General features: G+C 60.7%; 24 protein-coding genes and 1 tRNA gene. 14 read left to right on the top strand and 11 right to left on the bottom strand.

Translation table 11 applies throughout. The features are described 5' to 3' along the window. Positions 1-26: 26 nt before the first annotated feature. Positions 27-1,895, top strand: a complete 1,869-nt coding sequence (locus ACFSE1_RS03570) for a DNA polymerase III subunit gamma/tau (protein ID WP_377396677.1) — start codon at positions 27-29, stop codon at positions 1,893-1,895. A 26-nt stretch (positions 1,896-1,921) separates the two neighbouring features. Next, positions 1,922-2,245, top strand: a complete 324-nt coding sequence (locus tag ACFSE1_RS03565; protein WP_377396675.1) for a YbaB/EbfC family nucleoid-associated protein — start codon at positions 1,922-1,924, stop codon at positions 2,243-2,245. Positions 2,246-2,277: 32 nt separating this feature from the next. Here ACFSE1_RS03565 and ACFSE1_RS03560 read toward each other — a convergent pair whose 3' ends face one another. After that, the gene (locus tag ACFSE1_RS03560) at positions 2,278-2,898 is read right to left on the bottom strand and encodes an MOSC domain-containing protein (RefSeq protein ID WP_377396673.1); all 621 of its coding nucleotides are present in this window, start codon (positions 2,896-2,898) and stop codon (positions 2,278-2,280) included. Between the two features lie 57 nt (positions 2,899-2,955). On the opposite strand from ACFSE1_RS03560, the gene recR reads away from it, so the two are divergent. Together recR and ACFSE1_RS03550 are read left to right on the top strand one after the other, a co-directional pair. After that, positions 2,956-3,561 (top strand): recombination mediator RecR, encoded by a 606-nt coding sequence (gene recR / locus ACFSE1_RS03555; RefSeq protein WP_377396671.1) that lies wholly within the window; start codon positions 2,956-2,958, stop codon positions 3,559-3,561. A 60-nt stretch (positions 3,562-3,621) separates the two neighbouring features. Then, a complete protein-coding gene (locus ACFSE1_RS03550; RefSeq protein ID WP_377397216.1) occupies positions 3,622-4,821 on the top strand; it encodes a lytic murein transglycosylase in 1,200 nt (399 codons plus the stop codon). A gap of 15 nt (positions 4,822-4,836) precedes the next feature. On the opposite strand, the gene ACFSE1_RS03545 is transcribed toward ACFSE1_RS03550, so the two are convergent. Both ACFSE1_RS03545 and ACFSE1_RS03540 read right to left on the bottom strand, forming a co-directional pair. After that, a complete protein-coding gene (locus ACFSE1_RS03545) occupies positions 4,837-5,292 on the bottom strand; it encodes a GNAT family N-acetyltransferase (RefSeq protein WP_377396669.1) in 456 nt (151 codons plus the stop codon). A 23-nt stretch (positions 5,293-5,315) separates the two neighbouring features. Next, the gene (locus ACFSE1_RS03540; RefSeq protein WP_377396667.1) at positions 5,316-6,956 is read right to left on the bottom strand and encodes an MFS transporter; all 1,641 of its coding nucleotides are present in this window, start codon (positions 6,954-6,956) and stop codon (positions 5,316-5,318) included. A gap of 251 nt (positions 6,957-7,207) precedes the next feature. Between ACFSE1_RS03540 and rimP the strand changes: the two genes are divergently transcribed. The 4 genes from rimP to infB all read left to right on the top strand — a co-directional run bounded on the left by rimP (position 7,208) and on the right by infB (position 13,073). Further along, complete coding sequence (gene rimP / locus ACFSE1_RS03535; protein WP_377396665.1) at positions 7,208-7,795, top strand: ribosome maturation factor RimP; 588 nt, start codon at positions 7,208-7,210, stop codon at positions 7,793-7,795. Between the two features lie 73 nt (positions 7,796-7,868). Further along, entirely contained in the window at positions 7,869-9,491 is a 1,623-nt protein-coding gene (gene nusA, locus ACFSE1_RS03530) for a transcription termination factor NusA (protein WP_377396663.1), read from the top strand. Continuing rightward, the gene (locus tag ACFSE1_RS03525; RefSeq protein WP_377396661.1) at positions 9,488-10,174 is read left to right on the top strand and encodes an RNA-binding protein; all 687 of its coding nucleotides are present in this window, start codon (positions 9,488-9,490) and stop codon (positions 10,172-10,174) included. Before nusA ends, ACFSE1_RS03525 begins: the two co-directional genes overlap by 4 nt. 100 nt (positions 10,175-10,274) lie before the next feature. Beyond that, positions 10,275-13,073: a translation initiation factor IF-2 gene (gene infB, locus ACFSE1_RS03520; RefSeq protein ID WP_377397213.1), complete on the top strand. Its 2,799-nt coding sequence runs from the start codon at positions 10,275-10,277 to the stop codon at positions 13,071-13,073. Positions 13,074-13,580: 507 nt separating this feature from the next. On the opposite strand, the gene ACFSE1_RS03515 is transcribed toward infB, so the two are convergent. From ACFSE1_RS03515 to exbB, 4 genes are read right to left on the bottom strand one after another with little or no spacing between them, the layout of a single operon-like run. After that, entirely contained in the window at positions 13,581-14,582 is a 1,002-nt protein-coding gene (locus tag ACFSE1_RS03515; RefSeq protein ID WP_377396659.1) for an Ldh family oxidoreductase, read from the bottom strand. Between the two features lie 57 nt (positions 14,583-14,639). Next, the gene (locus ACFSE1_RS03510) at positions 14,640-15,548 is read right to left on the bottom strand and encodes an energy transducer TonB family protein (protein WP_377396657.1); all 909 of its coding nucleotides are present in this window, start codon (positions 15,546-15,548) and stop codon (positions 14,640-14,642) included. Next, positions 15,545-16,003 carry a TonB system transport protein ExbD gene (gene exbD, locus ACFSE1_RS03505; RefSeq protein WP_377396654.1) on the bottom strand — a complete coding sequence of 153 codons (459 nt, stop codon included), beginning with the start codon at positions 16,001-16,003 and terminating at the stop codon, positions 15,545-15,547. The genes ACFSE1_RS03510 and exbD overlap by 4 nt, the downstream gene beginning before the upstream one ends. A 3-nt stretch (positions 16,004-16,006) precedes the next feature. After that, positions 16,007-17,095 carry a tonB-system energizer ExbB gene (gene exbB / locus ACFSE1_RS03500; RefSeq protein ID WP_377396652.1) on the bottom strand — a complete coding sequence of 363 codons (1,089 nt, stop codon included), beginning with the start codon at positions 17,093-17,095 and terminating at the stop codon, positions 16,007-16,009. Positions 17,096-17,315: 220 nt separating this feature from the next. Here exbB and ACFSE1_RS03495 point away from each other — a divergent pair, with 220 nt between their 5' ends. Continuing rightward, entirely contained in the window at positions 17,316-17,570 is a 255-nt protein-coding gene (locus ACFSE1_RS03495; protein ID WP_377396650.1) for a hypothetical protein, read from the top strand. Positions 17,571-17,638: 68 nt separating this feature from the next. Here the strand turns inward: ACFSE1_RS03495 and ACFSE1_RS03490 are convergent. Next, positions 17,639-17,714: transfer RNA gene (locus tag ACFSE1_RS03490), tRNA-Ala, on the bottom strand. A 150-nt stretch (positions 17,715-17,864) separates the two neighbouring features. Continuing rightward, positions 17,865-18,251, bottom strand: a complete 387-nt coding sequence (locus ACFSE1_RS03485; RefSeq protein WP_377396648.1) for a TIGR02300 family protein — start codon at positions 18,249-18,251, stop codon at positions 17,865-17,867. Positions 18,252-18,516: 265 nt separating this feature from the next. On the opposite strand from ACFSE1_RS03485, the gene cmk reads away from it, so the two are divergent. Continuing rightward, on the top strand, positions 18,517-19,152 hold the full coding sequence (gene cmk / locus ACFSE1_RS03480; RefSeq protein ID WP_377396646.1) for a (d)CMP kinase: 636 nt from the start codon (positions 18,517-18,519) through the stop codon (positions 19,150-19,152). Positions 19,153-19,317: 165 nt separating this feature from the next. Further along, positions 19,318-21,021, top strand: a complete 1,704-nt coding sequence (gene rpsA, locus ACFSE1_RS03475; RefSeq protein ID WP_377396644.1) for a 30S ribosomal protein S1 — start codon at positions 19,318-19,320, stop codon at positions 21,019-21,021. A gap of 172 nt (positions 21,022-21,193) precedes the next feature. Here the strand turns inward: rpsA and ACFSE1_RS03470 are convergent, their stop codons facing one another. Together ACFSE1_RS03470 and ACFSE1_RS03465 are read right to left on the bottom strand one after the other, a co-directional pair. Further along, positions 21,194-22,957, bottom strand: a complete 1,764-nt coding sequence (locus ACFSE1_RS03470; protein ID WP_377396642.1) for a hypothetical protein — start codon at positions 22,955-22,957, stop codon at positions 21,194-21,196. Between the two features lie 192 nt (positions 22,958-23,149). Then, positions 23,150-23,773, bottom strand: a complete 624-nt coding sequence (locus ACFSE1_RS03465) for a ribonuclease D (RefSeq protein ID WP_377396640.1) — start codon at positions 23,771-23,773, stop codon at positions 23,150-23,152. A gap of 402 nt (positions 23,774-24,175) precedes the next feature. On the opposite strand from ACFSE1_RS03465, the gene ACFSE1_RS03460 reads away from it, so the two are divergent. Genes ACFSE1_RS03460 through kynA form a run of 3 tightly spaced genes read left to right on the top strand, consistent with a single transcriptional unit; the run spans position 24,176 to position 26,796 of the window. Then, entirely contained in the window at positions 24,176-24,745 is a 570-nt protein-coding gene (locus ACFSE1_RS03460; protein WP_377396638.1) for a DNA-3-methyladenine glycosylase, read from the top strand. 9 nt (positions 24,746-24,754) lie between these two features. Next, positions 24,755-25,960: a kynureninase gene (gene kynU, locus ACFSE1_RS03455; protein ID WP_377396636.1), complete on the top strand. Its 1,206-nt coding sequence runs from the start codon at positions 24,755-24,757 to the stop codon at positions 25,958-25,960. A gap of 38 nt (positions 25,961-25,998) precedes the next feature. Then, positions 25,999-26,796, top strand: coding sequence for a tryptophan 2,3-dioxygenase (gene kynA / locus ACFSE1_RS03450; RefSeq protein WP_377397210.1), 798 nt, complete (start codon positions 25,999-26,001; stop codon positions 26,794-26,796). Position 26,797 lies beyond the last annotated feature (1 nt).

Genomic DNA, 26,797 nt, shown 5'->3' with positions numbered 1-26,797 from the left:
GGCCCAAGACAGGCTGGCGGCACTTTATGAGCGACACCGGGCCGACGACTTCAGGACAAACCGGCTACCGCGTTCTGGCGCGCAAATATCGCCCGAAGGACTTCTCCGACCTCATGGTCGGCCAGGAGCCGATGGTGCGCACGCTGACGAACGCTTTCGAGACCGGGCGCATTGCGCAGGCCTATATGCTGACGGGCGTTCGCGGCGTGGGCAAAACCACCACGGCGCGTATTCTTGCCCGCGCGCTGAATTACAAGACACCCGACATCGACAGGCCGACCATTGATCTGCGCGTTCCCGGCGAACATTGCCAGGCCATCATGGAAGGCCGCCATGTCGATGTGATCGAGATGGACGCCGCCTCGCATACCGGTATCGACGATATTCGCGAGATTATCGAGCAGGTGCGTTACCGCCCGGTCTCGGCGCGCTACAAAGTCTACATCATCGACGAAGTGCACATGCTTTCCACACAGGCCTTCAACGGTCTGTTGAAGACGCTGGAAGAGCCGCCGGAACATGTGAAGTTCATCTTCGCCACCACGGAAATCCGCAAGGTTCCGATCACGGTTTTGTCGCGCTGCCAGCGCTTCGATCTGCGCCGCATCAGCGCTGCGGATCTGGTGGGGCTTTTCTCCACCATTCTCGGCAAGGAAGAGGTCAGCTTCGATCCTGAGGCGCTCTCCATGGTCGCGCGTGCCGCGGAAGGCTCTGCCCGCGATGGCCTCTCCCTCCTCGATCAGGCCATTGCCCATGGCGGTGGACGGGTGGAGGTGGAAACCGTTCGCAGCATGCTGGGACTGGCCGATCGCGCGCGGATTGTCGATCTGTTCGATCACATCGTCAAAGGCGATGTGGCGGCAGCGCTGAAGGAATTCACCGCGCAATACGAAGCGGGCGCAAACCCGGTTGTTGTTTTGACGGATCTGGCCGATTTCACCCATCTGGTGACGCGCATCAAATACATTCCCGATGCGGCGGACGACCCTTCGCTGAGTGAAGTGGAGCGCAATCGCGGTGCTGACTTCTCGAGCTCGGTGGCGGTGACGACGCTATCGCGCATGTGGCAGATGCTGCTCAAGGGCATTCCGGAAGCGGAGAACTCTTCGCGTCCGGCGGGCGCTGCGGAAATGGTGCTGATCCGTCTTGCACACGCGGCCCACCTGCCTTCGCCGGAAGATGCCGCACGCCGCGTTTCCGAGATGCTCGCCAATGGCGGCCCGAGCCCCGGCTCTGCCATGCCTTCCGGCAATGGAGGCGGTGCGCGCGCCAGCTTCAATGGCGCAGGCGGTGCAACGGCGAGAGCTGTCGAGACTGCCGGATCGCCGATGCCGAGCGGCCAGCCCACGGCGCGCCTTCAGGCCGTTCCCTCCCCGCAGGCCTCGCCTGCCATCCTGGGCCAGGTGGAAAGCAAGCCGAGAGCCGAGGCACCGGCGCCGAAGATTGCCATCAATTCGCTTTCGGATATCGCCGAACTGTGCACCGCCAACCGCGATCCGAAGTTGAAGGCCCTGCTTCGCACCTATGTGCGTCTGGTGCGCATGGAGCCGGGCCGCCTTGAAATCAACCTCCCGCCCGAAGCGCCGAAGACCATTGTCGGGGATTTGCAGAAGCGGCTTGAGGAATGGACCGAAATCCGCTGGATGGTGATCCTCAGCCGCGAGCCGGGGCAGAAAACGCTGGCGGAAGTGGAAAGCGAAGCACGCGAAGCGCGGCTGACCGATGCCCGCGCCGATCCGGATGTTGCCGCCATCCTCGCCCAGTTTCCCGGCGCCAAGATTACCGACGTCCGCATCAAGGTGACGGCGGAGGATGAGGCGGAGGACATTCAACCTCCCGCAGTGATCGAAACCGAGGAAGGCGACATCCTGCCCGGCGACGATCTGGACATCTGATAACGATTACGAAAAGGAGCAGGCACATGCGCGACATCATGGGCATGATGGGCAAGGTCAAGGAAATGCAGGCCAAGATGGAAAAGGTGCAGGCGGATATCGCTGCCCTTGAAATCGAAGGCAAGGCTGGCGGCGGCCTCGTTACCGTTATGCTGAACGGCAAGGGCGAGATGCGCGGTGTGAAGATTGACCCTTCGCTGTTCAAGGAAGACGAGGTGGAAATCCTGGAAGACCTGATCGTTGCCGCGCATAAGGATGCCAAGGACAAGGGCGAAGCCCAGGCACAGGCGAAAATGGCGGAAGTCACCGCTGGCCTGCCGCTGCCACCCGGCATGAAGCTGCCGTTCTGAACAATCTCAAGGGTCGCGGTAGCGGCCCTTTTTCATATCGGCTCCTTGAGCTGGGACAGCATGCCGGCATGGAGAGGCGCACGCAGATATCGCTCTCTCTGTTCCGGCGTCATGCGTTTTGGCTGGAAAACCATCACATCCGCAATCCGCACCCGTTCCCCCACATGGGGCTCGAACAGAACGTCCTCCCCGGCGCAGAAGGTCCCGCCTGTCAGAACGCGGCAATAGATGCCGGGGCGAGCGGCTGCCGTGTACCGCTTTACCATCAGGGGATCCTGCATATGCGCGGCGAAAGTGCTGCAAGGCACGCGGGGCGAGGTTACCTCAAGAACCACGCCTCCGGCAAAGACGAAACGGTCTCCGGCACAAACGTCACCATTCTCCAATCCGTCAATGACCAGATTTTCTCCGAACAGGCCCGGCGCTATCTCCCGCTGAAGCTCTTGTGCCCACCAGGAAAGGGTCTTGCCCCCTTCCAGATAGACCGCCTGCTCATGGCCGCCGTGGTATTTTCGATTGCAGATCGAATCACCCACCAGCCCGTTTTCATCCACATGGACCGGATAGCTTACCGGCTGCTTGTTGATGCCGGTCTTGTAGCTCTTGCCGGGCAAACGTTCGGGCCTACCAAGGCAAATTGCGCTGACTTTCATCGAGAAGGTCCCAAAGTTCGGATTCCGTTGCCCACTCTTATCGTCTAAAAGCGCCTCATGGCAAAACGTGTTACCGGTCCGGAAATCGAAAAACTCATCCAGTTGCTTGCGAAGGTGCCGGGGCTTGGCCCCCGTTCAGCCCGCCGTGCAGCACTTCACCTCATCAAGAAGCGCGAGCAATTGATGGGGCCGCTGAGCCTTGCTCTGGGCGAGGCTTACGACAAGGTGAAAGTCTGTTCCCGCTGCGGCAATGTGGATACCAGCGACCCTTGCACGGTTTGCACCGACGACCGTCGTGACCAGTCCGTCATCATCGTGGTGGAAGACGTCGCCGATCTCTGGGCTTTGGAACGGGCGGGCGCCATGAATGCGGCCTATCATGTTCTCGGCGGTACGCTCTCCCCTCTGGATGGCGTGGGACCGGATGATCTCAACATCAAAAGCCTGATTGACCGGGTGAGCGAAGGCGGCATTCGTGAGATCATTCTGGCGGTGAATGCCACGGTCGAAGGTCAGGCGACGGCCCATTTCATCACCGATCGTCTCTCGGACCTGCCAGTGAAGATTACCCGCCTTGCCCACGGCGTGCCGGTGGGCGGCGAGCTGGATTACCTTGATGAGGGCACGTTGACGGCGGCTCTGCGCGCGAGAACCACTCTATAGCAGGAGAATCTAATGCTTCGACGTGGCCTGATAGCTGGTGCAATTCTGTTTTCCTGCCTGATGGCAGGCTCGTCACTCGCGGCGCCATCCAAAGCTGAGGTGGAGAACCAATTCCGCAACTGGTTGACGAAGGAGATCATACCAGAAGCAGGGCAGGCAGGCGTTTCTGCGCAAACGGCACAGCGCGCATTGAACGGCATTTCATTGAAATGGGATTTGCCGGACCTCGTTCCGCCGGGCACTGCACCGCCGAAGGCACAGGACCAGAGCCAGGCAGAATTTTCCTCTCCCGGCTCCTATTTCTCCGAGCAAAGATTGCAGGGGCTGGCAGCCACAGGACGATCGCTTGCCCAAACCCATGCAGCAACTTTGCGCAAGGTGGAGCAGGCTTACGGTGTGCCGGGTTCAATTGTGGTGGCCATATGGGGCCGCGAATCCGGCTATGGCCGCGCCAAGCTGCCCTATGAGGCACTCGACGTTCTGGCGACAAAAGCCTTCATGTCCACACGCAAGGAGATGTTCCGCAAGGAATTGATCGATGCGCTGCGCATCATCCAGCACGGCGACATTACGCCAGAGAGAATGCGCGGCTCCTGGGCCGGGGCTCTCGGCCAGCCTCAGTTCATGCCATCCAGCTATGCGAAATATGCCGTGGATTTCGATGGCGATGGCAAGGCTGACATCTGGAATTCCGTGCCGGACACGCTGGCATCCATAGCACACTATCTTGTTCTGAAAGGCTGGCAGCGAGACCGGGATTGGGGCTTCGAAGTCACCATTCCTGCCAATGTGTCCTGTGCGCAGGAAGGGCCGGATCTCGCCAGACCGATCTCGCAATGGGCATCGCTCGGCATCTCCCGCGTCAATGGCAAGAGCTTTCCCTCCCAGGAAGCCAGGGTGGATGGCATGATGCTGGTGCCGGCAGGGCGCCACGGGCCGCACTTCATCGTGACACCGAACTTCTACGTGCTGAAGGAATACAATAATTCCGACCTCTACGCCTTGTTCATCGGCAATCTCTCGGATCGCATCGCCTATGGCGCAGGTGCCTTCCAGGGCTCGTGGGGCGCGGTGGGCAAGATGTTGCGATCCGATGTGCTGGCCATGCAGAAGACGCTGCAAGCCAAGGGTTATGATGTGGGCAAGGCGGACGGGCTGGCAGGCTTCAAGACCCGCCGCAGCATTGGCGACTGGCAGGCGAAAAACGGGCTTTCCCCAACCTGCTTCCCGGACGAAAGCCTGAAGGCCAGACTTCGCTGAACGGCGTGGCTGGCCTCACAGGGCGAGCTTGAAGCCCGCATGGCTCTTCTCGAAGCCAAGGCTTTCGTAGAAGCGGTGGGCATCGACCCGCCTGTTGTCAGAGGTCAGCTGAACGGTGCCGCACCCATGCGCGCGGCATTGCTCGATGGCCCAGAGAATCATCTGCTTTCCCAGCCCCTGCCCCCGATGGCTTGAGGCCACTCGCACGCTCTCAATCTGTCCGCGCCAGAGGCCGAGACGGGAAAGGCCCGGCAGGAAGCTGATCTGCAAGCACCCGACAACCTCGCCTCTCTGGGTTGCTGCGACGGCGAGGTACTGATTCTTGTCATCAGAAATGTCCTCGAACGCCTCCACATACCGCCGATCCACCGGATCGGACACCACTTCCCGGGTGCGGCCCAGGGCATCATCCGCCAGCATGGCGATGATGGAGGGCAGATCGCTTTCTTCGGCACGGCGGAACACAATCATGCGGCGGCTCCTCGCTGTAAGACTCAGTGCAGATCTAGCGCTGCTTTGTGGAAGATATCATCACGCGGAGGGATGGCCTGACGCTCAATCATGCGGTGAACGCGCGGCCCCTCCGGCCCGGCATGCAGGGCGCGGATCGCCGCCCAGATTTCCGCATCGCCCTTGGTACGCCGCTGGTTGTGGCGCACATAATCGGCCCAGGTGGCTGTGTGGTAGGTTTCTGTCCAGATATCCGGGTTTTCCAGATCGCGCATCAAGGCCCACTGACGCGCACCATCACGGATACGAACACGCCGCCGCTCATGCATCAGTGTGAGGAAAGCCGCTACGTTTTCCTCCCGGATGACATAATCCACCATGACAACGATGGGGCCGCTTCGTGCCTTCAGATCCAGCCGCAGCGACGGTTCGCGAAATGTGTTGGCCGGATCGAGATTGAGCTCTTCCATGGAGGGCAGCGCCAGCCGGAAGCCGACGAGCGCACCAATCACCATCGCAAGGCTGGCAACCAGCAGGGCATAGGCCACGCCAAAATCCTCCGCAATCATACCCCAGATCCAACTGCCCAACGCAATGCCGCCAAAAGTTGCCGTTTGGTAAAAGGAAAGCGCGCGGCCAACCACCCAGCGCGGCGTGGAAAGCTGCACCGTGGTATTGAACAGCGACAGCGCCAGAACCCAGCAGGCACCGGGAATCAACAAAACAGCACAGGTGAGCCACATGGAGGAGGACAGCGCCGCCGTAACGGCACTGACACCAAACCCCAGGAAGGCGAAGCGGGCAATGTTTTCGGTGCTGAACCTTTCGCGAAGCCTTGCATTCATCAGCGCCCCACCAACCGCGCCCACACCGAAAGCACCCAGCATAAGGCCGTAGGTCAAGGGACCGCCGACCACCAGATCACGCGCCACAAGCGGCAGAAGCGCCAGAATGGCGCTGGCGGACAGGCCGAAGAGGGCGGAGCGAAACAGAACAATCACAAGCTTGGGCGACATGGCCACATAGCCGAAGCCCGCAGAGAGGGCGCGACCCAGCGTTTCACGGGGAAGCTTGTTTTCCGGCACAGTCGGCTTCCACCGTGACAGGGCGAAAATGAGGGCAATATAGCTCATGGCATTGACGGCGAAGGCCGCAGCCGCCCCCAGCGAAGCCACGATGATGCCGCCAATGGCCGGGCCGACACTGCGCGTAATGTTGAAGCCCACGCTGTTGAGGCTGACGGCGGCAGGCAGAACTGGACGCGGCACGATATCGCCCACGGATGCCTGCCAGGACGGATTGTTCATGGCCGTTCCGCAGCCAATCAGGAAGGTGAAGCCGAGCAGCAGCCAGGGCGTGAGCAGACCAGCCCAGGCGAAAACAGCCAGCAGGATGGAGACGGCCAGCATGAAGAACTGGGCGGAGATCAGGATGGTGCGGCGATTGTAATTATCCGCCAGCGCCCCTGCCAGCAAAGAGAACAGCATGATGGGCAGAGCGGTGGACGCCTGCACCAGCGCCACCATGTTTTCCGAACTCGAGATGGCCGTCATCATCCATGCTGCGCCGACCGCCTGGATCAATCCCCCGAAATTGGAGAAGATGCTGGCAATCCAGATTTCCCGGAAGGTCTGGTGGCGGAAGGGCGCAAAGGATGAGATGCGCTCGGGCAAGGTGAACCTCATGCAGTCATTCGTAACACACCCTAACTTAGACCTGTGGCGCGCCCGAACAAGCTCCAATATGAGCGGTTTCATCCGCCTCTCGCGCAAGCCTTGCAATTGCGGGGTTAACGGGTTATAAGAAGTTCAAATTCTTGATCGTCAGATGAAGAGTGGGCCCGGCAGGACCCGCTCTTTTTTGTTAGGCGATCAGGGCAAGCGAAGTAATCGCCCCGAAATCCCTCGCCCTTGTGCGAAGAGCGCCGGAAGACCATATGCAGGATAGCCCGAAGGAACCGCGTCTCATTGTCGAGACCGGCCTCGATCTCAGGATCGCTGAAATCATTGAGCCCACTCTCGACGCGATGGATTATCGCCTCGTGCGTGTCCGCCTCCTGAATCAGAACGGCTTGACCCTCCAGATCATGTGTGAACGCAATGACGGGACCATGACCGTGGAGGATTGCGAAGCGGTTTCCATGGCTGTTTCGCCTGTTCTCGATGTGGAAGATCCCGTCGATAAGGCGTATCATCTGGAAGTGTCCTCGCCTGGTATCGACCGGCCAATGGTGCGAAAGTCAGATTTTGCACGCTGGACCGGCCATTTGGTGAAATGCGAGACATCCGTTCTGCTGGACGGTCGCAAGCGCTTCCGCGGCAAGATTGCCGAGACCAATGAGGAAGGCTTCACGCTGGAGCGTGATCAGATCGGTTACGGCGAAGAGCCGCGGGTGATCATTCCCTATTCCGCACTTGCGGAAGCGAAGCTGATTTTGACGGACGATCTGATCCGCGATGCCTTGCGTGCAGACAAGCTGGCAAAGGCAGAGGCCGCGAACCAGAACGACGCTGACGAAGACTGAGTTACCGAGTTTCAAGACCTCGGCCCCCGATGGGCCAAGGCGCAGACAAATCGATCGACGGAGACCGACGACAATGGCAGTGAGTGCGAACCGGCTTGAACTTCTGCAAATCGCAGATGCAGTGGCGCGCGAAAAGGTCATCGACCGCGAAATCGTGCTGGCCGCCATGGCCGATGCTATCCAGAAGGCCGCACGCTCGCGTTACGGCACGGAAAGCAACATTCGCGCCGACATCAATTCCAAGACCGGTGAAATTCGCCTTCAGCGTCTTCTGGAAGTGGTTGAACAGGCTGAAGATTACAACACGCAGATCCCGCTGCTCCTGGCGCGTGACCGCAACCCCGATGCAAAGATCGGCGATTTCATTGCCGACCCCCTGCCGCCGATGGATTTCGGTCGTATCGCGGCCCAGTCCGCAAAGCAGGTTATCGTGCAGAAGGTTCGCGAAGCAGAGCGCGACCGTCAGTATGACGAATTCAAGGATCGCGTCGGCGAAATCGTCAACGGCACGGTCAAGCGCGTCGAATACGGCAATGTGATCGTCGATCTCGGCCGTGGCGAAGGCATCATCCGTCGCGACGAGATGATTCCGCGCGAAAACATGCGCTATGGCGACCGCGTTCGCGCCTATGTTTACGACGTGCGCCGCGAACAGCGCGGTCCGCAGATTTTCCTCTCGCGCACCCATCCGCAATTCATGGTGAAGCTGTTCACCATGGAAGTGCCGGAAATCTACGACGGCATCATCCAGATCAAGTCGGTTGCCCGCGATCCGGGTTCCCGCGCCAAGATCGCAGTCATCTCGAATGACAGCTCCATCGATCCGGTCGGCGCCTGTGTGGGTATGCGCGGTTCGCGCGTTCAGGCCGTCGTCGGCGAATTGCAGGGCGAAAAGATCGACATCATTCCGTGGTCTGCCGATCCGGCCTCCTTCATCGTGAACGCCCTGCAACCGGCTGAAGTTGCCAAGGTCGTTCTCGACGAAGATGCAGAGCGCATCGAAGTCGTGGTGCCGGATGAGCAGTTGTCGCTGGCCATCGGCCGTCGCGGCCAGAACGTTCGCCTGGCATCGCAGCTCACCGGCTGGGATATCGACATCATGACGGAGCAGGAAGAATCCGAGCGCCGCCAGAAGGAATTCAACGAACGCACCAACCTGTTCATGGACGCGCTGGACGTGGATGAAATGGTTGGCCAGGTGCTGGCGTCCGAGGGCTTTGCCCAGGTGGAAGAGCTGGCCTATGTCGAGCTGGACGAAATTGCCTCCATCGATGGCTTCGACGACGACACGGCCAACGAAATTCAGACCCGCGCCCGCGAATATCTCGAGCGTATCGAAGCGGAAATGGATGCCAAGCGGCGTGAACTTGGCGTTGAGGACGAGCTGCGCCAGATTGATGGCCTGACGGCCAAGATGCTGGTGGCTCTTGGTGAAGACGGCATCAAGACCGTTGAAGATTTCGCTGGCTGTGCCGCTGACGATCTCATCGGCTGGTCCGAGCGCAAGGACGGCGAGACAAAGAAGTTCGAAGGCATCTTCTCGAAGTTCGACGTTTCCCGCGTCGAAGCCGAGAACATGATCGTTCAGGCTCGCCTTCTGGCAGGCTGGATCACCGAGGAAGACCTGGCTCGCGAGCAGGCTCAAGCGGAAGAAGAAGGCACTGACGAGGAGGCGGATGCCGCTGCCGAACAATGACGGCTGCGGCAGATGCCACAGGCACTGACGGCAATGACGAGGAGATGGTGGTGAACGATCGCACATGCATCGTCAGCCGCCAGACCTTCGATCCGCAGGAATTGATCCGCTTCGTGGCGGGTCCGGATGGACAGGTGGTTCCCGACCTGAAGCGGCAGCTTCCAGGCCGGGGATGCTGGGTGAAGGCGGAACGCGCGCTGGTCGAACAGGCCGTGAAGCGCAAGCTTTTCGCCCGCGCCCTCAAGCGCGACGCCAAGGCAGGGCCGGAACTGGCTGCTCTTGTCGAGCAGCTGCTGGTCAAGGACCTGGCGGGAATGATGAATTTGGCGCGCAAGGCCAGCCAGTTCATCTCCGGCGCCATGAAGGTGGATAACGCGGTGCGAACCGGCGAGGCAATCGCCGTTTTTCACGCAGCCGATGCCGCCCCGGACGGGGTGAGAAAGATTGACCAGGCCCGCAAGGCCTGGCGGCTGGGGACGGACGCAGAGGAGGAAATTCCCTCCTTCCGACTGTTCACCACGGCCGAAATGGACGAACTGATGGGCCAGAATGCTTTTATCCATGCCGCGGCGCTTGCCGGACAGGCGGGTGAGGGTGTAGTGAAGCGCGCAACCATGCTCGAAACGTACCGCCATGGCGGTCCTTCCGGAGCAGATGGTGGCGCTGGCCGGTCAGACACATGACGCGGTCACCGGCCAAGGCCGGCTGCCGCATTGGAAGACGTGTATTGAACGACAGGCACTGATGGTTTCCATCCGTTCCTGTCGGAAGGAACAGGAACGGATGACCGACAGTAAAGACGACAAGACACTCAGCGTAACGGGAAAAAAGACCCTCACCCTGAAGCCGTCAGGGATGAGCCAGGGTACCGTGCGCCAGGATATCGGTCGCGGTCGCAGCAAGGCGGTCGTGGTTGAAACCCGCAAGCGCCGCCCCATCCGCCCGGAAGATGAAAAGCCGATCACGCCGGTGGCAACACCGGCGCCGCAGCCAGCGCCCCGCCCGGCGGAACAGCCGGTTGCAGCAGCAGCGCCACAGCCAGTGGCTCGCCCTGCCTCGCCGCAACCGCAGCCGCAGCGCCCCGCTGCTCCTGCGCCGCAGCCGCGTATTCACCAGCCAAACCAGCAGAACAACCGCCCGCAGCAGGGTCAGCGCCCGCAGTCTTCCGGACAGCGCGGCAATGATCGTCCGCGCGGCGCCGTTCTGCACGATCTCTCTGCCAATGAGATGGACGCACGGCGTCGCGCTCTGGCAGAAGCGCAGGCACGCGATGTGATCGAAGCCAAGCAGCGCGCGGAAGAAGAAGCCCGTCGCAAGATCGAGGAAGAACGTCGCGCTGCCGAACAGCGGGCCGAAGAAGAGCGTCTCGCAGCGGAAGCCAAGGCGAAGGCCGAGGCAGACGCTATCGCTCAGGCAAATGCCCCGGCGGCTCCTGCACCGGCAGAACGCGCCCAGGCTGCAACTCCCGCACCGGCGCCACGCGCCGCCGAAGGACGCCCGCAATCTGTAACACGCCCCTCGCCTGCCGCTGCTGCCCCCGTGCCGCAGCCGGGTGTTCCCGTGCGCAGCCGCAAGAGCGCTCTCGACGAAGACGACGATCGCGGTCCGGCCCGTGGCGGCCCGAGCCGTGGCAAGGTTGTCGCACCGGCACCTGCCAAGGTTCCAGCACGTCCGAAGGAAGACGATCGCCGCCGTGGCAAGCTGACCGTGACCACCGCCAATGTGGATGACGACGGGACGCCGCGCGGCCGTTCGCTCGCCTCCATGCGCCGCCGCCAGGAGAAGTTCCGGCGCAGCCAGATGCAGGAGACCCGCGAAAAGGTCATGCGTGAGGTGATCCTGCCGGAAACCATCACCATTCAGGAACTGTCTCAGCGCATGTCCGAGCGCGCCGTGGACGTCATCAAGTACCTGATGAAGGAAGGCCAGATGATGAAGCCGGGCGACGTCATTGACGCCGACCTCGCAGAACTCATCGCGACCGAATTCGGCCACACCGTGAAGCGCGTTTCGGAATCTGATGTTGAAGAAGGCATCTTCGACGTGAAGGACGAAGAAGGCGAAATGGTTTCACGTCCTCCGGTCGTGACCATCATGGGTCACGTCGACCACGGCAAGACTTCGCTTCTCGACGCCATCCGCAGTGCCAACGTGGTTGCCGGTGAAGCCGGTGGCATCACGCAGCACATCGGTGCCTATCAGGTCGAGCAGAATGGTCAGAAGATCACCTTCATCGACACCCCCGGTCACGCGGCCTTCACGGCCATGCGTGCTCGCGGTGCGCAGGCAACGGACATTGCCATCCTGGTGGTTGCGGCTGACGACAGCGTGATGCCGCAGACGATTGAATCCATCAATCACGCCAAGGCGGCCAATGTTCCGATCATTGTCGCCATCAACAAGGTGGACAAGCCGACGGCCGATCCGCAGAAGGTGCGCACGCAGCTTCTGCAGCACGAGGTCTTCGTGGAATCCATGGGCGGTGAAGTTCTCGATGTCGAAGTTTCGGCCAAGAACCGCACCAACCTCGACAAGCTGCTGGAAGCCATTCTGCTGCAGGCGGAAATCCTTGATCTCAAGGCCAATCCGAACCGTACCGCAGAAGGCACCGTCATCGAAGCCGAGCTGGATCGCGGTCGCGGCGCAGTCGCCACCGTTCTGATCCAGAAGGGCACGCTGAAGCCCGGCCAGATCATCGTTGCCGGCGATCAGTGGGGCCGTGTTCGCGCCCTCGTCAACGACAAGGGTGAGCACGTCAAGGAAGCCGGTCCGGCCATGCCGGTCGAGGTTCTCGGTCTCTCCGGTACTCCGGCGGCAGGTGACAAGTTCGCCGTGGTCGAGAACGAAAGCCGCGCTCGCGAAATCTCCGAGTACCGCCAGCGTCTGGCGCGCGACAAGGCGGCTGCACGTCAGTCCGGTTCGCGTGGTTCGCTGGAGCAGATGATGAACCAGCTGCAGACCTCCGGCATGAAGGAGTTCCCGCTGGTCATCAAGGGCGACGTGCAAGGCTCGATCGAAGCCATTGCCGGTGCCCTGGACAAGCTTGGTACAGACGAGGTTCGCGCCCGTATCGTCCACTCTGCCGTTGGTGGCGTGACCGAATCCGATATCTCGCTTGCGGAAGCATCCAATGCGGCGATCATCGGCTTCAACGTTCGTGCCAATGCCCAGGCCCGTTCGCTGGCAGAGCGCGAAGGCATCGAGATCCGCTACTACAACATCATCTACGATCTGGTGGATGACGTGAAGGCAGCGATGTCCGGTCTTCTCTCGCCAGAGCGTCGCGAAACCTTCCTCGGCAATGCCGAGATCCTCGAGGTGTTCAACATCACGAAGGTTGGCAAGGTCGCAGGCTGCCGCATCACGGAAGGCAAGGTCGAGCGTGGCGCAGGCGTTCGCCTCATCCGCGACAACGTTGTTATCCACGAAGGCAAGCTCAAGACACTCAAGCGCTTCAAGGACGAAGTTGCCGAAGTGCCGGTTGGCCAGGAGTGCGGTATGGCATTCGAAAACTACGAAGATATCCGTGCAGGCGATGTCATCGAATGCTTCCGCGTGGAGCATGTGACGCGCACGCTCTAAGCTGCGCACAGAACAGAAATCGGAACGCCGGGTCTTTGACCCGGCGTTTTGCGTTTATCGCCTGTGGCGCACCTGCTGCGGTCTTTCAGCACCCCCAAAGCATTTACCTGAGAAAGGTGCGTAGAGGTTTTCTCTGGCAAATGCGTAAAAACAAAGAGTGAGAGCGTTATCGTGTTTCTGTTGGAATACGAAAACGCTCTATCAGCCGAAACAGGGCGTGCAGCCTGCAACGGGCAATGGAGGGGACGCCACACGGTCCCAACTGCCAGCAAGGACTCGCAAGACAGGGCTTCGCGACTTTCGCCATAGCCTTCTGTGCCAGCGGCCTTCTCTGCGAAGACCACTGAACTGGCTTGGCGAAGCTCCGCAGCCGTCTTTTCTGCGGCTGGCACGCACACTCGCCCGCGCCAGACAAAACTGCGTCAACACCTTTGCTGGGCGTGTTCTCGTCTGTCAGGCATGGGTTCAATAAAGCCTGAGAAGAGCAGAAGACGAAACGGGCTTGCGTCAGTTCCGCAGCTGGAGACGCTCGATGGCCTGCATCACGCTGTCATCGATCTCAATGCCCTCGCGTGCGGCCTTTGCGCGTGCCGATTGACCGCGCCTTCCCGGCAGCCGGACACCCGGCTCGCGCGCCATTTCTTCCGCCAGAAGGGCGATGCGGCTTTCCACCTGCGGCCCTGCGGCAGCGGATGGATCAATCGCAATGATGAAATGGCCGAGCGCGGGCGGCCCTCCCCGATCGTCGAACAGCGAGCTTGCCTCGAACGAATACTGGGCTCCCGTGAGGCTTGCAGAGAGAACCTCGACCATCAATGCGAGGGCAGCCCCCTTGGCACCGCCAGCGGGCGCCATGGTGCCGCGCAGGGCAGCATTCGCATCCGCTGTGGGGTTTCCCTGCTCATCCAGCGCCCAGTCATCAGGAATGGGCGCGCCTCTCTGTTGCGCTTCCATGACCTTGCCGCGCGCGACCTTCGACAGCGCCAGATCGATGACAATGGGGGCCTGCTTCGGAACAGGCAGAGCAAAAGCGATTGGGTTGGTGCCAAACAAGGGACGTTTGCCACCCCAGGGCGCCATGGAGGCGGGCGCATTGGCGAACATGATCGCCATTAGCCCCTGCTCTGCGAAACGCTCCACAGTCAGCGCCAATACGCCCGCATGGTGCGAGCGGTGGATCGCGGCGGCTGCAATGCCCTGTTCCCGCACAAGCGGAACAAGCGAATCGACGGCCAGATCCAATGCCGGAAAGGCAAAGCCATGGTTCGCATCAATGGCGAGAAACGAGGGTCGAGGACGCGACAGTACCGCCTTTGCCTCGCCGCGCACCTTGCCGGTGCGAACCTGCGAGACATAGGCGACCACACGCCGCAAGCCGTGACTCGTCTGCCCTGCCGCTTCGGCAGCCACAAGCCCCTTCGCCACAGACGCGGCCGCCTCCGGCAAAACGCCATTAAATTCGAAGATGGCGGCGAGCCGTTGCTCAAGTTCGGGAAGGAGGAAATGCATAAAACCGTATCCAGTGGCGAAGGTGCCGAAGCAGCAACCTTTTGAAAGGACGGGTCTTTAGCAGTTTCGATAGCCCAGGGGAACAGTCACCTTGTTACCAAGCCCAGCCGGCGGTGGCGGCACTGGCGAGGCGCGGCGAACGAGATCGACCATGTACTGATCGAAATCCGAGTAGCCTGAGGAGCGCGCCAGAGACACACCGGAGAGATTGCCGCTGGCATCAATGCGGAATGTCACCATGGCGGTGCTGCCCTTGCCGGAGGCCGGGCATTTGCCGCGTTGCCGCCCCAGATGCGCCGCGAGCTTGCTCTGCCAACGGGCCGGAGACACGGAGGATATGCCCGCCGAACTGGACGTGGCCGCCGCTGCGGTGCGCGTCGATTCGGTAACGTCAACCTTGGCCTGAACGGCTGCCTTGGATGCAGGGGGCTTCGGCTTGCGCGTCTCCACCTTCTTCGGTGCAGGCTCTTTCGGAGCCTCCGGCTTGGGCGCTTCCGGTTGAGGGCGAATGACGGGAAGCGGCACTTCGACATGCTGCAACATGGCCAGCTGCTCCTCTGCGGGCAAATCCGGCGGCGGCAGCTCTTCATCGGGAATGGTCTGCGTGGTCTGCGTGACCGGCTCCTGAATATCATCCGGCGCGGCTTCCGCCGTCTCAACCGGAGGCTCAGGCTCAGGCTCCGGCTCTACTTCTTCAACCGGCTGAGGCTCTTCGTTCCTGACCTCTTGCTGATCCTGCATCTGCTCGGAAATCACTGTCTCCTGCGTTACCGCCGCTTCCGGCTCGGGCGCCATTTCGATCATGATGGCCGCCGGAGCCTCCGGTGCGCCCACTTCTTCGGGGTCCTGTCGAAGAAGGACAGCCGCCGCAGCAAGATGGGTGCACAGAACGACCGAGCAAGCGCCAGCCCAGAGCGCCGCTTCGCCGATTTTTCTTTGCCAGGTGCGCTGTGCGTGGAATGTCATGGCTGCGACCCTGGCTGCGGGGCTGCCGGCTGAGCGCCGACCGTTTCCAGCCCCACCAGCGCAATCTTCAAATAACCGGCATCACGCAGCAAATTCATCACTTCCATGAAGTGCCCGTAATCGACAGCCTTATCAGCTCGCAGGAAGATGCGCGTTTCCTTGTTCCCCTGCGTCTGGCTCTCCAGCGTCTGCGCCAATTGCTCACGCGCCACGGGATCGTTGCCGAGATTGAGCGACAAATCCTCTTTCACGGTGAGATAAAGCGGCTGCTCGGGCCTCTGGGCCGGTTTTGCCGTCGACGCGGGAAGATCCACGTTCACATCCACCGTTGCCAGCGGCGCCGCCACCATGAAAATGATGAGCAAGACGAGCATGACATCGATAAACGGCGTGACATTGATCTCGTGATTTTCCGCAAGATCATCGCCATGGTTTTCGCGAATTCCGCCCGCCATGCCTCACTCCCCCGCAACGAGCGACACAGAAGACTTGATGCGACCGCCCGGAGGAACCTTGCGGAAATCCAGATCGCGGCTGACCAGACGCTCAACCCCCGCCGCCGCATCGGCCAGCAGCTGCCGGTAACCCGTAATCGAACGGGCAAAGATATTATAGATCACCACCGCCGGAATGGCCGCGACAAGACCAATGGCCGTGGCCAGAAGCGCCTCTGCAATGCCGGGCGCAACCACCGCAAGGTTTGTGGTCTGCGATTCGGAAATGCCGATGAACGAGTTCATGATGCCCCAGACCGTGCCGAAAAGACCGACAAAGGGGCCAACAGAGCCAATTGTTGCGAGCGCGCCTGTGCCACGCATCATGCGACGCCCGGCATAGGCTTCGATCCGGCCCAGCACGGAAGCGACACGCTCCTTCACGCCTGCGTGTTCTGCATGGTCCAGCGCCCCTTCGGAAAGCTTCAGCTCACGCGCCGCCTCACTCAGCATATAGGCAGCAGGACCACGCCGCCTTTCGGTGAGAACAAGGGCATCAGCAAGGCTCTTGGACTGGCGAATGGCCTGGATCACGAGGTTTGCGCGCCGACGCGCGCCCATCAGTTCCAGCGTTTTCGCAAGCCAGATCGTCCAGGTCATCAGCGAGGCGAGAGCAAGCCCGATCATAACGCTCTTCACCACCCAATCTGCCGCCACGAACATGCCCATGGGGGAAAGATTATGCGGAATGTCGCTTCGCTCTGCGCCTGGCAGAAGCTGGCTCAAGGCATTGCCTGCACCCTCCTGCGCGGGGGACGTGGGGGCCTGGTTCGCGCCCTCGGCCGCAACAGTAGCCTCGGCGGGTGTGGACTGTGGCGCGACCGACGGCGCTGCCTGATCAACGGAGGGGGTGACGCCGGCATTGCCTTGCTCTGGCGCTGGAACCTGCGTTTGTCCCGCCTGCCCGATGGCCGGAGAGGAGGCAGGTGCCTGCGTTTGCGCTGCTACGGGTGAAGCGAGAATGGCCAGGCAGGCCGTCGCGGCCAGAATGCGCCTCAAGTCACACGAAACCGAAGACTGAAGATTTGCAATGAAGGAAAAATGGCTGGACATGAACGTCTCCCGGCGGGCTGCATAGGGCGCGCAGAGCAGCTTCAGGAGCAATGCCTCATCAGGAGCCGCCACCGCGCGTTGCACAACGAGATAATAAACATGACAAAAAATGTAAACTAATTAGTGCCCCTGACGCCGAGATTCTTTACACGCATTGTCATGTTTACGGTTAGGCGCGAATCGCTTGCCATTCTCCAAGCCAGCACCTAGGTAGGGCAGCATGGCAGCGCGCGACAGATATTCCCGTAAACTAGAATGCCCTCAATGCGGACACACCGGCTTTGCCGAAGTGTCAGAGGATGACGACCCGCGCCGCAAAGATCCGGGCTTCGAGATCGACGAAATGCCGAAGGGTTTCTCGACGGAGTTTTCCTCACGCGATCCGTCCAAATACATGCTGCGCTGCCAATGCGGCCACAAATTCCGCTTTGCGCGCAAGAGCGTCTATGCGCCCGGTGGCGAGCCGAGGCGATAGCCGAGAGCACGCAGCAGTGCGCTCGGGTGACAAGCTGATTTTTTATTCCGAAATATTTTGAGAGGATTTGGTGGAGCTAAGCGGGATCGAACCGCTGACCTCTTGCATGCCATGCAAGCGCTCTCCCAGCTGAGCTATAGCCCCATCAGGGTACCGGGCATTAACCGGTTCCGGGAACCCGTTTCGAAGCGCTGCTTCGTTCGGGTGGCGGCTTATTACTTCCGGAAATTTCCGAGTGCAAGCCGAAAATGGACGGCCCGGACATTTTTTTAGTCCGGGCCTGAAATCAAACGCTTAGACTTCGTCCTCGTCGCCGCCTACGCCGATGATGCCAGACATGTCTTCATCGTCGTCGTCTTCGTCGGTTGCGAGGAAGGTGTCATCGTCATCGCCGTCGATCTCGACGTCGTCATCGCCGATATCCGGCAGATCGTCACCAGCAGCCGCGTCATCGCCCTCTTCGAGAGAGACGAGCTCGACATCCGGATTTTCCGTATCGACCTCGGCCACTTCTTCTTCTTCAGCCTGTTCCATTTTCATCTGAGCCGTGTTCTCTTCAAAGAAGGAGAGCGGCCAGGACTTGCCGGTGTAAGGAGAAACGACCGGATCGCGATTCAGGTCGTAGAATTTCTTGCCCGTATCCGGGTCGGTACGCTTGGTTCCAAGTTCCGCTTTTGCCACTGTGGATGCCTCGTGAGAATGGCCGATCAGTTCGGCGTTGCCGCAATCGCGACGCTCAAAATTGTTAGCCGGTCCCCATAATGCTTGTAAATCCTTAAGTCAAAGGCAAACTTGGCCGAGAAAGCCGCCAAACTCATGGCTTCGCCCAAATAAGGAGAGGCAGCGGCGGCGATCGGACTTGCAGCCCCCATTCGAAGCGCCAGCATGATGGAAAGCCGCTTGCGTTTCGTCTAAACAGGCGCGCAAGATCCTCGGGAGACGCGCCATGACTTTGACCATAGCCATTGACGGTCCGGCAGCAGCGGGCAAGGGCACCTTGTCGCGCAGAATTGCCGACACCTACGGCTTCCTCCACCTCGACACGGGGCTGACCTATCGCGCGACGGCAAAGGCCCTTCTGGATGCCGGCCTGCCGCTAGACGACGAGGCCGTTGCGGAAAAGATGGCGCGCCAGGTGGACCTTGGCGGACTGGACCGTTCCGTGCTGGCGCAGCACCATATCGGTGAGGCGGCATCGAGGATCGCCGTCATGCCCTCCGTGCGCCGCGCGCTGGTGGAGGCACAACGGGCATTTTCACTGCGCGAACCGGGAACGGTGCTCGACGGACGCGATATCGGAACCGTCGTTTGCCCGCAGGCACCGGTGAAACTGTATGTGACCGCCTCCCCCGAGGTCAGGGCAAGACGGCGCTACGACGAAATTCTGGCAAATGGCGCAACCGCTGACTTCGACGCCATTTTCGAAGACGTCAAGAAACGTGACGAGCGCGACATGGGACGCGCCGACAGCCCGCTGAAACCGGCTGCAGATGCGCACTTGCTTGACACATCGGAAATGAGTATAGAGGCCGCATTCCAAGCGGCGAAGAGTATCATCGACGCTGTCTTGAGCAGAAATTGACGATCTGCCGGACCTTCCGGCACATCGAAACCAGACAGAATAGCTTGAAGACCTGGTCCCCGCGCCGGATTGCCCTCCACGAGAAGGGCGGACTTGATCTTTGGGTATGAACAACACGAACCCCCGGCGCATCGCGTGCCCAAAGCGGCACGATCAGGAGATTTCATGGTACTAGCAAACCCCACGCGGGAGGATTTCGCAGCCCTCCTCGAAGAATCCTTTGCCTCTAACGATCTTGCCGAAGGCTATGTTGCCAAGGGTACGGTTACGGCAATCGAGAAGGATGTTGCGGTCATCGACGTCGGCCTCAAGGTCGAAGGTCGCGTTCCGCTGAAGGAATTCGGCGCCAAGGGCAAAGACGGCTCGCTCAAGGTTGGCGACGAAGTCGAAGTCTATGTCGAGCGTATCGAAAACGCTCTCGGCGAAGCTGTTCTTTCGCGCGAGAAGGCTCGCCGCGAAGAAAGCTGGATCAAGCTGGAAGCCAAGTTCGAAGCTGGCGAGCGCGTTGAAGGCGTTATCTTCAACCAGGTCAAGGGCGGCTTCACGGTTGACCTCGACGGCGCTGTTGCCTTCCTGCCGCGTTCTCAGGTGGACATCCGCCCGATCCGCGACGTCACGCCTCTGATGCACAACCCGCAGCCCTTCGAAATCCTCAAGATGGACAAGCGTCGCGGCAACATCGTGGTTTCGCGCCGTACGGTTCTGGAAGAATCCCGTGCCGAGCAGCGTTCTGAAATCGTTCAGAACCTCGAAGAAGGCCAGGTTGTTGACGGCGTCGTCAAGAACATCACCGATTACGGTGCGTTCGTTGACCTCGGCGGCATCGACGGCCTGCTGCACGTCACCGACATGGCATGGCGCCGTGTGAACCATCCGTCGGAAATCCTGAACATCGGCCAGCAGGTCAAGGTTCAGATCATCCGCATCAACCAGGAAACCCACCGCATCTCGCTCGGCATGAAGCAGCTCGAGTCCGATCCGTGGGATGGCATCTCCGCCAAGTACCCGGTTGGCAAGAAGATCTCCGGTACCGTTACCAACATCACCGACTACGGTGCATTCGTTGAGCTGGAGCCGGGCATCGAAGGCCTCATCCATATCTCCGAAATGTCCTGGACGAAGAAGAACGTTCACCCCGGCAAGATCCTGTCCACCAGCCAGGAAGTTGACGTGGTCGTTCTCGAAGTCGATCCGTCCAAGCGTCGCATCTCGCTCGGCCTCAAGCAGACGCTTGAGAACCCGTGGCAGGCATTCGCTTACAGCCATCCGGCTGGCACGGAAGTCGAAGGCGAAGTCAAGAACAAGACTGAATTCGGTCTGTTCATCGGCCTCGAAGGCGATGTTGACGGCATGGTTCACCTGTCCGACCTCGACTGGAACCGTCCGGGCGAGCAGGTCATCGAAGAGTACAACAAGGGCGATGTCGTCAAGGCTGTCGTTCTGGATGTTGACGTCGAGAAGGAGCGTATCTCGCTCGGCATCAAGCAGCTCGGCCGCGACACCGTTGGCGAAGCTGCAACCTCCGGCGAACTGCGCAAGAACGCTGTTGTTTCCTGCGAAGTCATCGGCGTTAACGACGGTGGCATCGAAGTGAAGCTCGTGAACCACGAAGACATCACCTCGTTCATCCGCCGCGGCGATCTGTCCCGCGACCGCGACGAGCAGCGTCCTGAGCGCTTCTCCGTTGGCCAGGTTGTCGATGCTCGCGTCGTCAACTTCTCCAAGAAGGACCGCAAGGTCATGCTGTCGATCAAGGCTCTCGAGATCGCAGAAGAGAAGGAAGCTGTTGCTCAGTTCGGTTCGTCCGACTCTGGCGCATCGCTCGGCGACATTCTGGGCGCTGCCCTGAAGAACCGCAGCAACGACTAATCCTCGTTGAACTGAATTGAAAAGCCCGCCGGAACGCTTGTTCCGGCGGGCTTTTTGCATTTTGGAGAAGCGCTGTGCGCTTTTGCGTCCGGACCGCATCAAGAGGAAGAGAGAGCATTTCAGCCGTTTCCGTTTTCACCGGAAATGCTCTGGTTGCCGATGTCTTGTCGTTTCACCAATCCGAGAGTCGCTGATAAAGCTGCTCGGCGGCGCTGACGGACGGATCCTCCGTGGCCTCGCCCGGTTCGCTTTCCTGCGCCATTTCAGGCTGATCCCTCTCCTGGCCCCTCTGATGGCCGGAGCCGCCCTTGCGGTGACGCTCTTCGTCTTCTCCATCCACGGCAGGAACAAGCTCATCCTCCTGCTCACCGCCATCTCCCTTGCTGGGATAGGGAACATAGGCAGGGGCAATGCCTTCCTTTATGGCACCGCGCATTTGCAACATCGCCTGAGCCAGCCCCGCAAAGATCGAATCATCCGCAAGCCTTGCCTGGGCGATTGAAAGGGCGTGAGGAAGCGGCACCGGCAGGGGCGCTGCGGGAACCGGCTCCGTCGCTGCTTCCGCCACCTGATCCCGCTTGGCCGGGGTCGCAGACGCCGTCGCATCCTGCTGAGGCTGATTGGGCCGTTCGGCTTCCCGCACCGTATCTGCCAGCAAAGCAGATAGCCTATTTTGCAATGTCTGCGCCTCAACAGCGGCCGACGCCATTGGCAGCACCTGCTCTGGCGTCGGATGACCCGGCAGCGCTTGCACAGAGGATGGTATGGACGCCGAGGGGGAGGCAGAGGGGGAGGCAGAGGGGGAGGCCGAGGGAGACGCCAAGTGGGTGCTTGCAGCCTGCTGAACCGCCCCGGACGGCGAGGCCTGAACAACAGGCGTCTGATCGATCTGGCTTTTGGATGGAAGAGAAGCCATTTTTTGCCCGGACGTGTTCAACGCTTCCGACCGGGCAGCGACAGATTCCAGCCGCGCAGCAATAGCCTCCCCGCCTGGGATCGACACTGGCAGCGGCGGCTGCTGCGTTGGCTGCGCGCCCTCACGCTGCGGTGCCTGCGCTGCCGCCGGAATTTTCCCCCTCGCAGGCGTGGCTGCCGCCTGCTCTTTCGGCTCCGGATGGGATGGGGAAGCTCTACGGGCATTGGCCTCGCTCAAAGGCGCTTTTGCCACGGTCTCCGGTTTGGCGGCTTTTTCCAGACCATTGGGGGTGGCCCGATCAGACTCTGCGAGGGCGGAGGCTGAAACCGGCTCTCGCGATACGGGTGACGCCGCTTGTGGCGCCCCCCCTGTGGCCTGCTGTTCGGCGATCTTGATGAGCGCTGCCTTTGCGGCCTGGGCCAATGGTTTTCCGGTGAAGGCCGACTGGTTTTGCGACAGCTTTTGAGCCCAAAGATTTTCAGAGGCCTGGTCCTCCTCCACCAGATCCGGCCGATAGGAGGTTGCCACGCGTCCTGCCAGTCTCTCGGCATTCCTGCCCTCGGTCTCCAGACGCATCGCCAACTGGGTGGCTTCCGGCCCATCGCCATTGCTGAGGGCGCGGAGGAGGAGTTCGATCGACAGACCCTTCATCCACTGGGTAAGGGCCTGCTGCAAGGCATTCTGGGCAGAAGGCGAGAGAGTGCGAATGGCCGCGACGAGGCGCGTCATGTAATCGCCAAGGCTCTCATCGGCCCGGCGTTCGATCTTCAACAGAGAGCCGATGACCTCGGCAAAGCCCGAGACGCCGCGACCCGCCGGCCACTGGCCCGACAGTTCCAGAACGGCGACACGATTTTCAACGGGGCGACCTGCGGGAAGCGGTCGCATACCATCCAGCGGCCTTGCAGAGACAGCACCAGCCGTAGCGACGGCGGCGCTCTGGCTGGTATCGTCTGGAGAGCTATTGCCAAGTGCAGGAGCGGGCCCGGAGGGAGAAGAGAGGGGCGGCAACATGCGCATGCCTCGCTGCGTTAGGACAAGTCCAACAGTCCGGCCCGAAGGTGTAGCTGCCCCGATGGCGACTGAAGCCGCGCCTGCGGCGCCTCATGGCGTCACTGTGCCGATTAGCAGCCCAGTTTAGGCAATCATGGTTAACAAAGCCTAAACAAAGCCTCGCCGGCGGAGCGGCGAGGCAGAGGTGGAAGCAGCGGCTCAGCTATGGGCGAAGATATCCGTTTCTTCCCAACCCAGAAGATCCAGCTTTGCGCGGGTCGGAAGGAAGGCGAAGCAGGCCTTGGCCATGTCCAGGCGTTCATCACGGATCAGGCGTTCCGTTAGCCGGGCGCGCAGAGCATGCAGGTGCAGAACGTCGGACGCGGCATATTCCAACTGGGCCTGGGAAAGCGTTTCCGCCGCCCAGTCGGATTGCTGCTGTGCCTTGGAAACATCCACATCCAGCAATTCCTTGAGGTTGTCCTTCAAGCCGTGACGATCGGTGTAGGTCCGGGAAAGGCGCGAGGCGATCTTGGTGCAGAACACGCCCTGAGTCGTGACGCCGAAGGTGTGGTACAGAACTGCTATGTCAAAACGTCCGTAGTGGAAGATCTTTTCGCGCTGCGAATCTTCCAAAAGCGCGCAGAGGCGCGGAGCCTGTTTCTGGCCCTTTGCAATACGAATGACATCGGCGCTTCCATCCCCCGGCGAAAGCTGCACGACGCAAAGGCGGTCGCGGCGCGGCACAAGACCGAGAGTTTCGGTATCAATGGCGATGGCATCCGTGTAGCGGGCTGCATCAACTTCAGAAAGATCGCCCTCGTGATATCGAATAGTTGTCATTTTTTCCTCGTCTTCTCGGTTGGTCACGCTATATCGCATCCCGGAACAGATGAACACGCCGCTACCGCCTATTTAAATGTCGCTTTCTGCGAAGCTTTGCGCTGAGCGCATTGCTGCAATGCGGCAGGGTTTCTTGTTCTGAGCCAAAGCCCAGGCTATATACAAATCATCGAAGCGACGCACTCCTCCTCCCAGCGTCGCTAGATAGGATCGGCAATCTCCTCCTCCTCCCAAATTGCCGATCGAGTTTAAAAGCCTGCCGCACCTCCTCCCGCGGCAGGCTTTTTGCATTTCAGCTCTCCTTTGCCGCAAAGCATCGCCGCACCCGCCGAAGACGTGTCTTTTCTCCCCCGGCTGGAATAGGCTTGGTAACCAGGATTGCTTTCGATAACGAGCCGGTTCGTGACAGACCTCACTCCCTTCTTCAGCCGAAGCGCCGTTGGCGTTGCGCGCGACCTGATCGGCGCCACCTTCACCGTGGATGGCGTGGGCGGCATCATTACGGAAACGGAAGCCTATGAGCCGGACGACCCCGCCTCTCACAGCTTCAAGGGCATCACCCCGCGCAACCGCGCCATGTTCGGCCCGCCCGCGCATGTCTATATCTACCGCTCCTATGGCATCCACTGGTGTGTGAACTTCGTCTGTCTGCCGGGCAGTGCGGTGCTGATCCGCGCGCTTCAACCGCTTCTCGGCCTTGAGACCATGATTGCCCGGCGGGGTCGCTCTGAGCCGCTTCTGCTATGCGCGGGGCCGGGCCGCGTGGCGCAGGCGCTTGGGCTGGACGGCAGCATGGATGGCAGACCGCTGGACCAGCCGCCCTTCAGCCTCAGCCTCGCGGATGATCCGGTGGCGACCGTCGCCGGTGAGCGCATCGGCATTACAAAGGCTGTTGATTTACCGTGGCGTTTCGGCTTGCTGGGCTCGCGCCATATCAGCAAGAGGTTTAAACATCCGAGGGAACTCAATTAGAGCGGTATCATGACGGATTTCAGCAAAACTCGCAGCCTGTTTCACATGCCGGACGGGGTTATCTATCTGGACGGCAACTCACTGGGCCCCCTTCCCGTCAACGCCCAGCAGCGCGTGATGGAAACCATGAAGGACCAGTGGGGCGACATGCTGATTCGCGGCTGGAACGATGGCGGCTGGATGCAGATGCCGCGCCGCGTGGGCGATCGTGTCGGCAGGCTGATCGGCGCACCGGCGGGGACGGTGATCATGGGCGACACGCTGTCGATCAAGGTTTACCAGGCATTGGCATCCGCCATCGATCTGGTAACCGGGCAGGATGGGCAGCGGCGCGTGATCCTCTCCGATAGCGGCAATTTTCCCTCCGATCTCTATATCGCCGAAGGCCTGATCCAATCGCTCGATCGTGGCTATGAACTGAAGGTGGTTGCGCCGGAAGAGGTGGAAGCCGCCATCGATGAAACCGTGGCCGTGACGATGCTCACGGAAGTCGATTACCGGACTGGCCGCCTGCATGACATGAAGGCGCTGACCGCCAGGGCGCATGCCGCCGGTGCCCTCACCGTCTGGGATCTGGCGCATTCGGCGGGCGCTATTCCCGTCGATCTTGCCGGGGCGCAGGCCGATTTCGCCGTGGGCTGCACTTACAAATATCTGAATGGCGGCCCCGGCGCCCCGGCCTTCATCTATGTCGCGCCGAAATGGGCTGAAAAAGCCCGCCCCGCCCTGTCCGGCTGGATGGGGCATGAGCGCCCATTCGCCTTCGACCTTACCTATCGGCCAGGGGACGGCATCGAACGGATGCGCGTCGGAACCCCGCCGATCCTTGCGCTGGCGGCGCTGGATGCCGCGCTTGACGCCTGGGAAGGCGTTGACATGGCGGATGTGCGGGCGAAATCCATCGCCCTTTGCGACCTGTTCATTGCCGAGGTGGAAGCACGCTGCCCCGGCCTCACCCTCGCATCTCCCCGCGAGGGCACAAGGCGCGGCAGCCAGGTTTCCTTCCGCCACGGGGAAGGCTACGCCATCATGCAGGCGCTGATTTCGCGCGGCGTCATCGGGGATTTCCGGGCACCAGATGCGATCCGTTTCGGCTTCACCCCTCTCTATATCGATGAACAGGATGTGGTTCAGGCGGTGGACGTGCTGGAGGACATCATTGCGAACCGGCTGTGGGACGAACCCCGCTTCAAGCAGAAGGCGCTCGTGACGTGACGACAAAGACCTATAACCCCGCCGAAGAGGGTGCGCAGATGTCGTTCCGCGAGCGCATGTCCTATACGGATTACCTGCAGCTCGATCCGATTCTCTCGGCGCAGAAACCTCTTTCCTCTGCCCATGACGAATTGCTGTTCATCATCCAGCACCAGACATCCGAGCTTTGGATGAAGCTGGCGATTCACGAAATCACCTCAGCAATTCAGGCAATCCAGCGTGACGAGCCGCAGCCGGCCTTCAAGATGCTGACCCGCGTAGCCCGCATCTTCGAACAGCTGAACAGCGCCTGGGATGTGCTGCGCACCATGACACCCAGCGAATACACCGATTTTCGCGACGCACTTGGCCAGTCTTCCGGATTTCAATCCTATCAATACCGCGCCATCGAGTTTCTGGCGGGCAACCGCAATCTGGCCATGCTGGGGCCGCACCAGCATCGCCCGGACCTGATGGAGCATCTGGAAGCCATCCTGTCACGGCCAAGCCTCTATGACGAAGCGATTCGTCTGCTCGCACGCAAGGGCTTCGATATCGGCTCCGAAGCGGCAAGAACGGACTGGCGTGACAAGCGGCAGGAGAGCGAAGAGGTTCTGGAAGCATGGCGCGTCGTCTATGCAAATCCGGGGCAATACTGGGATCTTTATGAGCTGGCGGAAAAGCTGGTCGACTTCGAGGATTATTTCCGGCGCTGGCGCTTCAACCATGTGACCACGGTAGAGCGTGTCATCGGTTTCAAGCGGGGGACCGGCGGCACCTCGGGAACCCAGTACCTGAAGAAAATGCTGGAAGTGGAGCTGTTTCCCGAATTGTGGCGGGTTCGCACCGTTCTATGAA

Source organism: Affinirhizobium helianthi (genome assembly GCF_042680945.1).
Taxonomy (GTDB): Bacteria; Pseudomonadota; Alphaproteobacteria; order Rhizobiales; family Rhizobiaceae; genus Neorhizobium; species Neorhizobium helianthi.
Note: the sequence above shows the minus strand (reverse complement) of the source record. Positions and strands in the feature narration are given on the sequence as shown.

Excerpts from the sequence above, each read along its gene's own strand:
- ACFSE1_RS03570 (WP_377396677.1), top strand. The coding sequence starts at position 27 with ATGAGCGACACCGGGCCGACGACTTCAGGACAAACCGGCTACCGCGTT.
- ACFSE1_RS03565 (WP_377396675.1), top strand. The coding sequence starts at position 1,922 with ATGCGCGACATCATGGGCATGATGGGCAAGGTCAAGGAAATGCAGGCC.
- ACFSE1_RS03560 (WP_377396673.1), bottom strand. The coding sequence starts at position 2,898 with ATGAAAGTCAGCGCAATTTGCCTTGGTAGGCCCGAACGTTTGCCCGGC.
- recR (WP_377396671.1), top strand. The coding sequence starts at position 2,956 with ATGGCAAAACGTGTTACCGGTCCGGAAATCGAAAAACTCATCCAGTTG.
- ACFSE1_RS03550 (WP_377397216.1), top strand. The coding sequence starts at position 3,622 with ATGGCAGGCTCGTCACTCGCGGCGCCATCCAAAGCTGAGGTGGAGAAC.
- ACFSE1_RS03545 (WP_377396669.1), bottom strand. The coding sequence starts at position 5,292 with ATGATTGTGTTCCGCCGTGCCGAAGAAAGCGATCTGCCCTCCATCATC.
- ACFSE1_RS03540 (WP_377396667.1), bottom strand. The coding sequence starts at position 6,956 with ATGAGGTTCACCTTGCCCGAGCGCATCTCATCCTTTGCGCCCTTCCGC.
- rimP (WP_377396665.1), top strand. The coding sequence starts at position 7,208 with ATGCAGGATAGCCCGAAGGAACCGCGTCTCATTGTCGAGACCGGCCTC.
- nusA (WP_377396663.1), top strand. The coding sequence starts at position 7,869 with ATGGCAGTGAGTGCGAACCGGCTTGAACTTCTGCAAATCGCAGATGCA.
- ACFSE1_RS03525 (WP_377396661.1), top strand. The coding sequence starts at position 9,488 with ATGACGGCTGCGGCAGATGCCACAGGCACTGACGGCAATGACGAGGAG.
- infB (WP_377397213.1), top strand. The coding sequence starts at position 10,275 with ATGACCGACAGTAAAGACGACAAGACACTCAGCGTAACGGGAAAAAAG.
- ACFSE1_RS03515 (WP_377396659.1), bottom strand. The coding sequence starts at position 14,582 with ATGCATTTCCTCCTTCCCGAACTTGAGCAACGGCTCGCCGCCATCTTC.
- ACFSE1_RS03510 (WP_377396657.1), bottom strand. The coding sequence starts at position 15,548 with ATGACATTCCACGCACAGCGCACCTGGCAAAGAAAAATCGGCGAAGCG.
- exbD (WP_377396654.1), bottom strand. The coding sequence starts at position 16,003 with ATGGCGGGCGGAATTCGCGAAAACCATGGCGATGATCTTGCGGAAAAT.
- exbB (WP_377396652.1), bottom strand. The coding sequence starts at position 17,095 with ATGTCCAGCCATTTTTCCTTCATTGCAAATCTTCAGTCTTCGGTTTCG.
- ACFSE1_RS03495 (WP_377396650.1), top strand. The coding sequence starts at position 17,316 with ATGGCAGCGCGCGACAGATATTCCCGTAAACTAGAATGCCCTCAATGC.
- cmk (WP_377396646.1), top strand. The coding sequence starts at position 18,517 with ATGACTTTGACCATAGCCATTGACGGTCCGGCAGCAGCGGGCAAGGGC.
- rpsA (WP_377396644.1), top strand. The coding sequence starts at position 19,318 with ATGGTACTAGCAAACCCCACGCGGGAGGATTTCGCAGCCCTCCTCGAA.
- ACFSE1_RS03470 (WP_377396642.1), bottom strand. The coding sequence starts at position 22,957 with ATGCGCATGTTGCCGCCCCTCTCTTCTCCCTCCGGGCCCGCTCCTGCA.
- ACFSE1_RS03465 (WP_377396640.1), bottom strand. The coding sequence starts at position 23,773 with ATGACAACTATTCGATATCACGAGGGCGATCTTTCTGAAGTTGATGCA.
- kynU (WP_377396636.1), top strand. The coding sequence starts at position 24,755 with ATGACGGATTTCAGCAAAACTCGCAGCCTGTTTCACATGCCGGACGGG.
- kynA (WP_377397210.1), top strand. The coding sequence starts at position 25,999 with ATGTCGTTCCGCGAGCGCATGTCCTATACGGATTACCTGCAGCTCGAT.